This is a genomic window from Clostridium luticellarii, assembly GCF_002995845.1.
GTDB lineage: Bacteria > Bacillota > Clostridia > Clostridiales > Clostridiaceae > Clostridium_B > Clostridium_B luticellarii.
In genome coordinates this window covers 1-12,498 of sequence record NZ_PVXP01000011.1, presented here as the reverse complement: position 1 = coordinate 12,498, position 12,498 = coordinate 1, and the positions used below count along the sequence as shown (strand labels likewise).

The 12,498-nt window shown below is 35.2% G+C and carries 12 protein-coding genes; 8 read left to right on the top strand and 4 right to left on the bottom strand.

The genetic code is table 11. The annotated features are described in order from the left end of the window. The first annotated feature begins 13 nt into the window (after window positions 1–13). Entirely contained in the window at window positions 14–832 is an 819-nt protein-coding gene (locus tag CLLU_RS05765) for a purine-nucleoside phosphorylase (RefSeq protein WP_106008619.1), read from the top strand. Window positions 833–912: 80 nt separating this feature from the next. On the opposite strand, the gene CLLU_RS05760 is transcribed toward CLLU_RS05765, so the two are convergent. After that, entirely contained in the window at window positions 913–1,539 is a 627-nt protein-coding gene (locus CLLU_RS05760; RefSeq protein WP_106008618.1) for a helix-turn-helix domain-containing protein, read from the bottom strand. A gap of 193 nt (window positions 1,540–1,732) precedes the next feature. Here CLLU_RS05760 and CLLU_RS05755 point away from each other — a divergent pair, with 193 nt between their 5' ends. Beyond that, a complete protein-coding gene (locus CLLU_RS05755; protein ID WP_106008617.1) occupies window positions 1,733–3,049 on the top strand; it encodes an NRAMP family divalent metal transporter in 1,317 nt (438 codons plus the stop codon). A gap of 80 nt (window positions 3,050–3,129) precedes the next feature. After that, on the top strand, window positions 3,130–4,494 hold the full coding sequence (locus tag CLLU_RS05750; protein ID WP_106008616.1) for a Na+/H+ antiporter NhaC family protein: 1,365 nt from the start codon (window positions 3,130–3,132) through the stop codon (window positions 4,492–4,494). Between the two features lie 15 nt (window positions 4,495–4,509). Here CLLU_RS05750 and CLLU_RS05745 read toward each other — a convergent pair whose 3' ends face one another. Beyond that, entirely contained in the window at window positions 4,510–6,363 is a 1,854-nt protein-coding gene (locus CLLU_RS05745) for an Nramp family divalent metal transporter (RefSeq protein ID WP_106008615.1), read from the bottom strand. Between the two features lie 173 nt (window positions 6,364–6,536). On the opposite strand from CLLU_RS05745, the gene infC reads away from it, so the two are divergent. From infC to CLLU_RS05720, 5 genes are all read left to right on the top strand, one after another. Continuing rightward, window positions 6,537–7,067, top strand: a complete 531-nt coding sequence (infC, locus tag CLLU_RS05740; protein ID WP_170065738.1) for a translation initiation factor IF-3 — start codon at window positions 6,537–6,539, stop codon at window positions 7,065–7,067. A 298-nt stretch (window positions 7,068–7,365) separates the two neighbouring features. Next, window positions 7,366–7,575 (top strand): FeoA family protein, encoded by a 210-nt coding sequence (locus CLLU_RS05735; protein ID WP_106008614.1) that lies wholly within the window; start codon window positions 7,366–7,368, stop codon window positions 7,573–7,575. A gap of 45 nt (window positions 7,576–7,620) precedes the next feature. Further along, window positions 7,621–7,842 carry a FeoA family protein gene (locus CLLU_RS05730; protein WP_106008613.1) on the top strand — a complete coding sequence of 74 codons (222 nt, stop codon included), beginning with the start codon at window positions 7,621–7,623 and terminating at the stop codon, window positions 7,840–7,842. A 44-nt stretch (window positions 7,843–7,886) separates the two neighbouring features. Then, complete coding sequence (gene feoB / locus CLLU_RS05725) at window positions 7,887–10,043, top strand: ferrous iron transport protein B (RefSeq protein WP_106008612.1); 2,157 nt, start codon at window positions 7,887–7,889, stop codon at window positions 10,041–10,043. Window position 10,044: 1 nt separating this feature from the next. Continuing rightward, the gene (locus tag CLLU_RS05720) at window positions 10,045–10,188 is read left to right on the top strand and encodes a FeoB-associated Cys-rich membrane protein (protein WP_106008611.1); all 144 of its coding nucleotides are present in this window, start codon (window positions 10,045–10,047) and stop codon (window positions 10,186–10,188) included. Between the two features lie 32 nt (window positions 10,189–10,220). On the opposite strand, the gene CLLU_RS05715 is transcribed toward CLLU_RS05720, so the two are convergent. Together CLLU_RS05715 and CLLU_RS05710 are read right to left on the bottom strand one after the other, a co-directional pair. Continuing rightward, window positions 10,221–11,144, bottom strand: coding sequence for a response regulator (locus tag CLLU_RS05715; RefSeq protein WP_106008610.1), 924 nt, complete (start codon window positions 11,142–11,144; stop codon window positions 10,221–10,223). Continuing rightward, window positions 11,141–12,498 (bottom strand): sensor histidine kinase (locus CLLU_RS05710; RefSeq protein ID WP_242977497.1); only part of this gene is annotated, 1,358 nt, incomplete at its 5' end. The genes CLLU_RS05710 and CLLU_RS05715, both read right to left, overlap by 4 nt.

Below are 12,498 nucleotides of genomic sequence, written 5' to 3'. Positions count from 1 at the left end.
TTAGCGCTATATTATGAATTTGAGTCAGAATGTTAGAGAAGCAGTGGACTATATAAATTCAGACATGAAATTAAAGCCTAAAATAGGAATTATACTGGGTTCTGGTCTGGGAAAAATAGCTGATGAAATTGAAGATGCCAAAGTGTATAAGTACAGTGAAATTCCTTATTTTCCAGTTTCTACGGTACAAGGGCACAAAAACTGCCTTGTTATAGGAAAACTTCAGGGTAAGACTGTAGTTGCCATGCAGGGCAGGTTTCACTATTATGAGGGTTTTTCGATGAAAGAAGTGGTTTTTCCCATTATGGTTATGAAAATGATGGGCGTTGAAATTCTCATAGTTACCAATGCTTCAGGTGGAATAAATAAAAAATACAGCAGTGGAGATCTGATGCTTATAAAAGACCATATAAATCTGTCAGGACAAAATCCACTTATAGGACAGAATTCAGATAAGTTCGGCCCCAGATTCCCGGATATGTCTGAGGCCTATGATAGAGAACTCAGGGAGATTGCAAAAAAGACAGCGCTTAAATTGGGAATTTTTCTTCAGGAGGGAGTGTATGCATACATGACCGGCCCCAGTTATGAGACACCGGCTGAGATAAATATGCTGGGCATACTGGGCGGGGATGCAGTGGGAATGTCCACAGTTCCTGAAGTAATTGCGGCCAATTACAGCGGTATAAAAGTCCTGGGATTATCCTGCATAACCAATATGGCGGCTGGAATATTAGATCACCGGCTGAGCCATGAGGAAGTCATAAAAGCTTCTGCTGCAGTCAGTGAGAAATTCATAGATTTTACTAAGGAAATAGTTAAACGCCTGTAATTACCGGCACCAGATCATGTGGATTTGGTGCCGATTATTTTAATGATACAATTTCGGTTGGATTGTACAATGGGTTAATATTATTTTTGAAGCAGTTTTTCGTTCCTGGCATTTACTTCTGCAATATGATGAAGTACTAATTTTATAGCTATGACATCATCTAGATATCCAAGGGGAAATACATAGTCGGGAATAATGTCCACTGAAAGTATGAAATATAAAAGCCCGCTTCCAAGTAAAACACGAATTTCTTCTGAAGAAGTGTCATTACAAAATTTTTCATACATCTGTTTTAATTCATCCACAAATAGTCCGCTTCCATTTACAGCATCTATCTTCTCTTTAAAATTCTTATATATAATATTTTTACCCTCTTTTGTAGCAGCATATTTTTTGTATTTTTCCAGTTCATCTTCTATTTTACATAGATCATAGTTGTAATCCAGCAGGTTTGAAAATTTTAAAAGTTCTTGTTTTAAAATGTCTATGTCATATCCATCCGCTATCAGCAATTTTTCCATAGGTACATTTAAATATTTGGCAAAGCTTTGGATATGTTTCATATTTGCACGTTGTTTTCCATTTACAATTCTTGAAATAGTTGCGGTGTCTATACCGCTTAAAGCACTGAGTTTACGCATAGAAAGCGAGTTCTTTTTCAATAGCTCCCGGATAAGGGCTCCAAGTTCAGATTTTTTCTCATACACGCTTTATTCACTCCTTAATTTATTGGACAATCATATTATCTATAGTAAATTATATGCGCTAAAATGCTGATTAGTATATAAAACTGTTGAAATTATTTCAACGATAATTTGAGCTATAAGTAACAATTCATGTACAAAAGTATAGTATATATTATCCGTAGTTGTTCGAGTAGTAATATGGGGGTATGAGTAAATGAATCAGCTAAATGAGAATAGTTTAAATGAACTTAACATAAACAATTCAAAGTTTGAAAATATGACAGGCAGGATGGAAAATAATAAGTTGAAACTGAATATACTGATGTTGTCCCTTATAGGCCCTGGAGTTCTGGCAGCAATGGGGGACAATGATGCAGGAGGAATTATTTCATATTGCATAACAGGTGCCAAATTCGGCATAAGTTTTTTTATACCTCTTACTATTTGCCTTAGTATACTCACTTACACAGTTCAGGAAATGTCCATGCGGCTTGGGAATGTAAGTCGGAAAGGATTTGTAGCCCTTATTGGAAAATATTACGGAAATTTTTGGATGAAATATCAGCTATATACTTTACTTATTGAAAATATTTTAATGCTGGTTACTGAGTTTATGGGAACCACAACAGGTCTTGTCATGATTGGAGTACCTTTTTGGCTGGGAACAGTAATTAGTTTAGGATTAATGCTGTCAATTATGACTTTTAAAGGTTATTTGAAAAGAGAGAAAATAGCACTTTTTATGGGAATTATCAATATAGTGTTTATTGTAATTGCCTTCATGTCTAAACCTGATATACAATCCATGTTAAATACTTTTGCAAGCTGGAATTATACCGGATACAGTCCTGATATGTCATGGTATATTGCTGCGATTGTAGGGAACTCAGTAGCTCCCTGGATGATATTTTTTCAGGGAAGTGCCTGTATAGATAGAGGGGCAGTTGAAGAACATATTCACATTGGACGTATTGACACTCTAATAGGGTGTATAATTCAAGTGATAGTAGCTGTTTGCATAATTATCTCCGGTGCGGCATTATTTGGGCATATTGGCAATATAGAAAGTGCTGGACCAGCTATGATAATAAAAGCCTTTGAAGATAATATGGGGAAAATAGCAGGTATACTGTTTGCAGTGGGAATATTTAATGCAGGACTTCTTACTTCCATTACAATAGATCTGTCTTCCTCCTGGTGTGCTGCAGAAGCGTTTAAATGGCCTCACAGTTTAAACGATAAGATAAACGAAGCACCTAAGTTTTATGCTGTATATGCCGGAAGTGCTGTAATAGCGGCTTTTATTCTGCTAATACCCAATCTTCCATTAAATTATATGGCTCTTTTGACGCAGGTTATAGGTGGTCTTTTGATAATTCCAATATTGATTTTTTTAGTGGTATTTACAAATAAAAAAGAGCTAATGGGAAACTACAAAAACAGTTTGTTTGTGAATATAAGGGCCTGTGCAGTTACGGCCTTATTGATTGGGGCAGCTCTGTTTTTTATAGTGCATTCTTTCGTATTGTAAGCATATGGAGGACGTCATTATCTTAATACTTGTGATTTGAATATGCCAATGTTACAATACTTTTCAAGGGAGGATTAAAAATGGAGAAGAAGGTTTACAAAGGCAGCAGGACAATAATTTTGCTGGTTACATTTATGTCCATTATAATTTGTGTGGCAGCGGGAATCTACCTGTTCTATGCTCTTTTTATCAGTGTGATTTTCTCATCATGCCTGTTTATAAAAGATGGATTTACTTTCAAGGAACTTATTACAATGATAAAAAATAGTCTTGTGGAATGCAGGGAATTATTTATTTTAATACTTTTAGTGGGCATAACTATTCCAATATGGTTTTCTTCCGGAACTATACCTGCTATGATATTTTATGGATTTGATTATTTTATAGGAAAAAATTTAATACTGGCAGCATTTATATTTACATCTGTGGTTTCAATTTTTATAGGGTCGTCCATTGCTGCTATAAGTACTGTAGGAATTGCACTTATAGGGCTTGGAAAAGTATTTCACGGCCCGGATTATATCTTGTTAGGAGCAGTTGTTTCAGGGGCATTTTTAGCGGACAAGCTTTCTCCAATTTCAGGATTGGCAAACCTTATGCTGTCCATTACAAAGGTTTCATATAGAAAAGCTTTGTTTTCCATGTGTAAGACCCTTTTGCCCGCCTATGCAGCTGCAGCAGCTGTATATTTTTATATTGGGAAAAATTGTATTGTATTCAACGGAAATTTAAGTGGTTTTAAAAATTCTATCGAAGAAAATTTTTTTGTATCTCCATTTCTTTTATTGGTGCTGGCTGCTGTATTTGCAATGTGTTTTTTGGGAATAGGGGTAATTAAATCACTTTCATTAGGATTAATTGCAGGAGCACTTGTAAGCATATTCATACAAAAGGTGTCCATAGTAAAAATTTTTGAGTATATATTGTGGGGCTATAGTAAAGTTACAGGATCCCAAGAGCTGAATAAAATATTAGATGGAGGTGGAATTAAATCTGTAATCGGTATAATTTTTATAATAATGATGGCTATTGCCCTCAGCAGTATATTCAAAGGTACGGGTTTTATAAATCCGGTGGTGGATAAAATAATTCACAATGTTAAGGGAAGAGGGGAACTTATTTTAAAGACGGGAATTATAAGTGGAATGTTAACCCTATTGTGTGATCAAAGTGTAGGTGTGATAATGCCTGGAGAATTATTGAGAGATAAATATGAAGAATTAAAAATTCCCAGTCATATCTTGTCAAGGACTATATCGGACACTGGAATTATTATAGCGCCGCTTATACCCTGGAATGGAAATTCCCTGTTTATACTGGCTCTTACAGGGATATCTTCCATCAGGTATTCACCTTATGCATTTTTATGTTATATATTGCCTATTGCTACTTTTATCTCGGGTATGTTCTACAAAAAATTGCCGGAACTGGAACTGAAAAAATAATATCAAGTGATTCTGTTACTTTGCAATTAAAATGGGAATGGACAATTTATGTTTTATCTTGTCTGTTATTGTGCCGAATAATATATCGAGTATTCCATGATGACCGTGAGTACCGAATATAATTAAATCAGCCCGGTGTTTTTCCACAATTTGAACAAGAGACTTTTCTGCTTTGCCGTAGCCTATTTCTGAGATGACATTTTGAAAGCCCAGTGATTTTAATTTTTTTACATACATGTTAATTCTTTCAATGTCCTTTTTACTTTCAATGTCATCTGCTTTTTTACCGTAGATGCTGGCGCTCACACTTTCTACTATGTGAATTAAGATTAAATTACTGTCTTTACTGCAAAAATTTACAGCCTGGGATAATATATCTCTGTCATTTCTGCTGAAATCAAGAGCTAGTGCAATATTATTGTAGGGTTCGATTTTATCTATTTCAGGGAAGAGTATGTCACCGTGGATATCCGATGCATCTCTGTCTCCTGTCTTGTGAATTATAGGTTCTAATATTATATAAATGAGTAAAATACCAAGTAATATACAGATTGTTACAGATAGGTATTCAGCAGGTTTTGAATAACTTTTTGACATCCATTCTGTCAAAGTTTCAATAACCAGTCTTACATTTAAGTATATTATTAAAGTGGACAAAAGCCATGCAAGTATTTGTGACTTTTTAGAGATGACAAAATCCTTCATTAAATTTTTACTGCTGACAAAATGTATAAGTGGAATTAGGGCAAAAGCCAGCTGGAGGCTTAATATTACCTGACTTATTATAAGAAGTTCTCCTGTAGCTGAATCACCAAAATACATTATAGTCAAAATTGAAGGAATTATTGCCAGTATTCTTGTAATAAGCCTTCTCACCCAGGGCTGGACTCTGAGATGAATAAAACCTTCCATTACGATTTGACCTGCATAAGTACCGGTCACAGTTGAGGATTGACCGGCGGCAATTAAGGCGACACCGAATAAAATAGGAGCTAAGGTGCTTCCCAGAACAGGTTCAAGAAGTTTGTGAGCCTTTAAAATATCGTCTACTCCATAGTTTCCGCTTCTGTGAAATACTGAGGCAGCTAGTATAAGTATTGCTGCATTTACGAGGAAAGCTATATTTAACGCCACCAGTGAATCTATATTGTTGAATTTAACAGCTTGCTTTAAACCATCCTCTGTTCTCTCTATATTTCTTGTCTGTACAATAGAAGAATGGAGATAGAGATTGTGGGGCATTATAGTGGCTCCTATTATACCTATAGCTATAAAAAGTGCATCTTCATTTGGAAGACTTGGTATGAAGCCCAGGACTATTCCATGGTAATCCGGTTTGGATATGACAATTTCCACAAAGAAGCTTATGCCTATTATGGCAATCAAACCTATGATAAAAGCCTCCATTTTTCTAATTCCGAATCTGTCCAGAAAAAGAAGAAGCAGTGTATCAAATCCAGTTATTATTACGCCGTATATAAGAGGAAGATTGAATATGAGATTTAGGCCTATAGCTGTGCCTAAAACCTCTGCGATATCTGTGGAAACAATGGCAATTTCACATAGGATCCACAGTACATAATTGACAGCTTTGTTATAATGACTTCTACACGCCTGAGCCAGATCATTGCCGGTTACAATACCCAGTCTTGCACACAGGGTCTGAAAAAAAATTGCCATTATGTTGGATATTAATATTACCCATATGAGTTCATAGCCGAATTTGCTTCCACCTGCAATATCTGTGGCCCAATTTCCAGGATCCATGTAGCCGACGCTTACCAAGTATGCAGGTCCTATAAAGGCCATTAATTTTTTATAAAAGCTTTTTCCTTTTGGAATTTGAATTAAATTATTATTTTCTTTCATAAATATGCCTCCTCAAAGCTAAAGGTGAATTTTAAGATTTGCTAAATACTATTATAATAGGACTTGGCATATTTTGCATTATTAAAATTTTATAAAAAATATTAGAAAGGTTTGAGAAATAGCTGTATTTTGTAGTTGCAGAAGGGGAAATCCTTGGATATAATAATATATAGATGATTTTAATTGTGGAGGTGTATATTATTAATAAAAATAATAATTTAAATGAACAGATTAGAGTGGACAAAATTAGGTTGGTTGGAGAAAAGGAAAGTACAATTTTAAAAACCAGAGAAGCTCTGGAAATGGCTAGAGAGAGAGGAATGGATCTGGTGATGGTTTCACCCCAGGCTAAACCTCCGGTTTGTAAAATTATGAATTACAGCAAATTTCTCTATGAACAATCTAAAAAAGTAAAGATGGCCAGAAAAAATCAAAAAATTGTTGAAATGAAGGAGATTAGGTTAAGTGCTACTATTGAACTAAATGATATAGAGATTAAAGCCAATAATGCAAGAAAATTTTTGGACAAAGGCAATAAGGTAAAGGTCTCTATAAGATTTAGGGGAAGACAAAACAACTACACCAGTTTAGGCAGAAAAGTGATGAATGTATTTTTGAGCAAACTGGAGGAAAGTGCATCAGTAGAAAGAGCGCCTAAATTGGAGGGCAACAATATGTTTATGATTTTGGCTCCTAAAAAGTAGTGCTTTTTAAATAGAGTAGAGCGGTAATCAGGGTTTGATAATTTCAGACCCTGATTTTATTATTTCTTTTTAAATTAAAATAAGGGTTTGTTTTATAATCATAAATTCAGATCATTTCTTTGATATATCTATTTACAAAAGAAAATTTGTGTATTATAATAAATTCATAAATGATATTGAATCTCATTATCTCATAGTAATGAGATTCGATAATTAATGCTAATGGTGTTCATTTATTTGTACATATCAATAATCCATTACATAATAAAAAAATTATCAATGAGGGGGTAAATGTAAAATGCCGATTACCATGATAAGGGTTGGAGAATCAGGAAGCATCAAGAATATCACAGGCAATGACAATACCCGTCGACATTTGGAAAATCTGGGATTTGTCCAGGGTGAAAATGTAACTGTAGTAGCCGAAATTGCCGGGAATATGATAGTCAATATCAAAGATGCACGCATTGCACTGAATAAAGCAATGGCAAACAAGATCATTGTATAGGTGATTTGCTGTTTATTATTTATATTAGAGAGGAAGGTTAAAAGCATGAAAACATTGAAAGACACAAAATGCGGAGAAAATGTTACTGTAGTCAAAGTTCATGGAAAAGGCGCTATTAGACGTAGATTTATGGACATGGGACTTACTAAGGGAACGGAAATTTATATACGTAAGGTAGCTCCGCTGGGAGATCCTGTGGAGATTAAGGTAAGAGGATATGAACTCAGTTTGCGAAAAGAAGAAGCAGCTATAGTAGAAATCAATTAATGCTGTAAGACTTAAATAATTGACGACAATTAGGAGGGATGTAAATGTCAATTAAAATTGCTCTTGCTGGTAATCCAAATAGTGGCAAGACCACCATGTTCAATGATTTAACCGGCAGCTCTCAGTATGTTGGTAACTGGCCTGGTGTTACCGTAGAAAAAAAGGAAGGCAGACTTAAAGGTCATAAAGATGTCATTATTCAAGATTTACCGGGTATCTATTCTCTTTCACCTTATACCCTGGAGGAAGTGGTTTCCAGAAATTATCTTATAAATGAGAAGCCGGATTCCATTATAGACATTGTAGATGGCAGCAATATTGAAAGAAACCTTTATCTTGCTACACAGCTAGTAGAAATTGGCGTACCTGTTGTAATGGCACTGAATATGATCGATGTAGTCAGGAAAAATGGAGATACCATAGATATAAAAAAGCTGGGAGATGCACTGGGCTGTGAAGTTATAGAAACATCCGCACTAAAAGGCATTGGTTCCAAAGAAGTGGCTGAAAAGGCCATAGAACTTGCCAGATCCAAGATGCCCTATTCTGTACCCCATATTTTTTCGGAATCTCTGGAAAAGGCTCTGGCCCAAATTGAAAATATTGTGAGGGAAAATATAAATAAAGTGAATTCCCGCTGGATTTCCATAAAGTTATTCGAACGGGATGAGAAAATTTTAGAGCAGATAGAGCTGAGAGATGATTTAAAAGAACGGATTGAGAATATAATTTCAAGTTGTGAGAAGAAATTTGACGATGACAGCGAAAGCATTGTTACCAATGAACGCTATGCATATATAAATAAACTTATAAAACAGGTGCTTTATAGAAAAAACAAAGCCAGAGTGAATATGTCTGATAGAATTGACAAAATTGTAACCAATCGAATTTTAGCCTTACCTATTTTTGTGGCAATTATGTTTTTAGTTTATTATTTTTCCATTTCAACGGTGGGAGGCGCCATGACCGATTGGGTGAATGACAATTTATTTGGAGATTTTGTACCTAATAATGTGGAATGGATTTTAAACAGCATTGGAACAGCTGACTGGTTGAATTCATTTATTCTGGATGGTATTATTGCAGGAGTAGGTGCGGTGCTTGGATTTGTACCTCAGATGGCAATGCTGTTTTTATGTCTTGCCATACTGGAAGACTGCGGCTATATGGCACGTATTGCATTTATAATGGACAGACTGTTTAGAAGATTTGGGCTTTCAGGCAAGTCCTTTATTCCGATTCTCATTGGGACAGGCTGCGGAGTACCTGGAATCATGTCCACCAGGACCATTGAAAATGAAAAGGACAGAAGAATGACTGTCATTGTAACTACTTTTATTCCCTGCAGTGCAAAGATTCCAATTATTGCACTGATTGCAGGTGCACTTTTTCATGGAGCTGCATGGGTTGCTACATCTGCATATTTTATAGGAATTGCAGCAATTATCATTTCAGGTATTATTCTTAAAAAAACGAAGATCTTTTCAGGAGATCCGGCTCCTTTCATAATGGAACTTCCGCCATATCATGTACCAGGGGCAAAAGGTGTTTTGATCCATATGTGGGAGCGTTCCAAGGCATTTATGAAAAAGGCAGGAACAGTAATACTTCTTGCTACTGTGCTTGTTTGGTTCCTGAGCTCCTTTAACTGGAGGATGCAGGCAGTTGATATGGAACAGTCCATACTTGCCAGCATAGGAAATGTGATTGCACCTATATTTGCTCCGCTGGGCTGGGGTAATTGGAAGGCTGCAGTAGCTTCTCTGACCGGTTTAATGGCCAAGGAAAATGTAGTTGGAACCTTTGGAATACTTTATGGTTTTTCTGAAGTTGCTGAAGATGGTGCACAGGTGTGGGGAAGCCTTCAGTCATCCTTCTCTTTGCTTGGCGGGTATTCACTTTTGGTTTTCAATTTGCTTTGTGCTCCTTGCTTTGCCGCAATGGGTGCAGTTCGTACGGAAATGAATTCAAGAAAGTGGACGTTGTTTTCCATTGGATATCAATGCGTATTTGCATATGTTGTATCATTGATTATATTTCAGATTGGTTCACTGGTTACGGGAAAGGGATTTGGAATTGGTACGGCGGTAGCTGTTATTCTGATCATCGGATTGATTTATTTGTTGTTTAAGAGACCTTACAGTGAAAAACATGATAATCAGGTTGTCGGAGGATCTATAAGAGAAAAAGAGGTGGTATAATATGGCAACAGCTATAGTTTCAGTAGTACTGTTTAGTATCATCGGATTTTCTGCATACAGGACTTACAAATCTCATAAAAGAGGCGGCGGCTGCAGCTGCGGCTGCTCTGGCTGCAGTAAATCCGTTGGGAAGACAAATAATTGATTTGAAGGCATCAGCTTAAGTCTGATGCCTTTTTATAGTGAATTGTATTTGAGATGTTTCTGGGATTCCAAATACAATACCTTTATAAACTTTTTAACATTTATATGGATGGTGGTATTTGAAGGAAGACCCTTTTTAAGCTGAAGCATTCTTTTCCTTACTTCGGTGAAATCAAAGAATTCAGCAGCATATTTCTCGAATTTTGGATTGGAATAATCAGTTAGTCCCAGAGAGGCTATGTAGTTTAGCGATTGCATAACAGTTCTTCTTATTCTCTGCTGGGAAGCTTTAACTTCTTTTGCTATATTTACGGAATTGGATTTTTTACCCAGTTTTTCTTCTGCAATATGGATAAACAGTTCCTTGAGAGAAGGAAAAATTTCTCCATTTCCGGTATCGTTTTTGTGAATGTGTATATATTTTACCATGTGCATCAGATCTTTGCTGCCGCTTTCACCTATTATACCCAATTCACTCAATATGGATTCACTGCATTCCAGAATAGTTATATTTGCTGGAGCTTTATGCTCTGGAATATCTGTTTTTAAAAAATTTATAGTATTTTGAATGTGGCTTATGGATCTTTCAAGCTTCATATTGGAAATTACCCGTTTTATCACTTCTACAACTTCAATTCTGTTTAGCGGCTTGGTGATATAATATTGAATTCCAAGTAAATAGGCCTTACCTATCATTTCCTTATTTTCCACCTGTGAGATCATTATAAATTTTCCTTTAAAAGATGAATCCAGTTCACTTATAATTTGAAGGCCATCCTTAATGGGCATTAGAAGATCTATCAATAATATATCTACATTTTTAGAACGTAAAAAATTGCTGGATATTAAGGAACCATCCACCGCTTCACCAACTACATTTCCCAAGTTATTATCCTCAATGATTTCCAACAGCATTGAACGAATGGCATCATCATCATCTGCAATAAAAAAATTCATTTTATCAATCCTCTCTCTATTAAACTTTCAACGGGAATTTTGATAGTGAAAATAGTTTCCTTGTAATTATTCTCAGTGTTTAAAAGTATTGTACCCTTTAAATTTGTAACCGTTTCTTTTACATAAGAAAGTCCTATTCCCGTAGAAGGTTCTCCAAATTCATTGTATTTTGTCGTATATCCCGGTTTGAAAACAAGTTCCTGCTTTTTTCTTGGTATCCCAGTACCATTGTCTTTTACTTTAAATATAATTGAGTTGTATTCACTATATATGTGAATATTTATAATGCCAGTTTTTTTTATGGATTCTACAGAATTTGATACCAGATTATTTATAATTGACATTACAGTGTAACTGTGAAGTTCAGGTATGTCATTAGATATGTCCTGAAAAAATTCAATTTCTTTTCCAAGAGATACGGAATATTTTTTATTCGTTTCCACTATCATATTGGCAATTTCACTTACATCCATGTAATCTTTGGAATTCTCAGAGGAAATCATTCTGGAGAGGCCTGCGTATATTCGTTGGTTGTCTTTTTTTATCTCATGTACCTGCCCTGCAATTTCCAGTAATTTCTGAGATAATTTTTCAGGATCAAAACTGGAGTGAGCATATTGAAGATTTTCATATAGCTTATAGCAATTTCTCGTTACATTTTCAGCATAGGACAGTGATTTTTTCAATTGCAGAGATTCAGCATATAGATTTGATATGAGTAAAAACATGTATCTGTTCTTTTCTTCTTTTTCCCTGGCAGAAGCTCTCACCTGATTCAACTTTATTATGTTGAAAAATCCGAGTACGAAGAAACTTCGGGTGATGGAGATAATACATATCAATCCCAGAGTGTAAATTGAAATTGGGTTTTTTAACAATAAAAATCTTAATGATAATTCTACACTGGAAGAAATAATATCTATAAAAGTGGATATTATGCCTATAAAAAGAGGCCTGTTGTGAAAGCTGTTCACTTTGGTAATACATAATAAATATGAAAAGACCAGATAATAGAAAAAAGCTGGAAAATGCAGCAGAAACTCATGGTAAAATTGGAATCCACCTTTAAAAATATAATCGAGTCCAATTCTGAATGCAACTGTAGATGTTCCAATTGTAATTCCGTACAAAATCAGTGGTATTTTTTTTACCCACAGCAAAAAAAATAAAAATACCGCTGAACTGAAGCTCACACGGAAAGTATTGTGAAATGGATAAAAGTTCAATTCACTTATTATAGGCAGCGAAACTGCCATTAGAACCAGTATAGATAGATCATCCTTTATGCCTGCAGTAAATCTCAAACAAATATTCACCTCTCTACAATATCTTGAAATATAAAATATTATACCAT

Excerpts from the sequence above, each read along its gene's own strand:
- CLLU_RS05720 (WP_106008611.1), top strand. The coding sequence starts at position 10,045 with ATGGCAACAGCTATAGTTTCAGTAGTACTGTTTAGTATCATCGGATTT.
- CLLU_RS05765 (WP_106008619.1), top strand. The coding sequence starts at position 14 with ATGAATTTGAGTCAGAATGTTAGAGAAGCAGTGGACTATATAAATTCA.
- CLLU_RS05745 (WP_106008615.1), bottom strand. The coding sequence starts at position 6,363 with ATGAAAGAAAATAATAATTTAATTCAAATTCCAAAAGGAAAAAGCTTT.
- CLLU_RS05730 (WP_106008613.1), top strand. The coding sequence starts at position 7,621 with ATGAAAACATTGAAAGACACAAAATGCGGAGAAAATGTTACTGTAGTC.
- feoB (WP_106008612.1), top strand. The coding sequence starts at position 7,887 with ATGTCAATTAAAATTGCTCTTGCTGGTAATCCAAATAGTGGCAAGACC.
- CLLU_RS05735 (WP_106008614.1), top strand. The coding sequence starts at position 7,366 with ATGCCGATTACCATGATAAGGGTTGGAGAATCAGGAAGCATCAAGAAT.
- CLLU_RS05750 (WP_106008616.1), top strand. The coding sequence starts at position 3,130 with ATGGAGAAGAAGGTTTACAAAGGCAGCAGGACAATAATTTTGCTGGTT.
- CLLU_RS05755 (WP_106008617.1), top strand. The coding sequence starts at position 1,733 with ATGAATCAGCTAAATGAGAATAGTTTAAATGAACTTAACATAAACAAT.
- infC (WP_170065738.1), top strand. The coding sequence starts at position 6,537 with ATGATTTTAATTGTGGAGGTGTATATTATTAATAAAAATAATAATTTA.
- CLLU_RS05715 (WP_106008610.1), bottom strand. The coding sequence starts at position 11,144 with ATGAATTTTTTTATTGCAGATGATGATGATGCCATTCGTTCAATGCTG.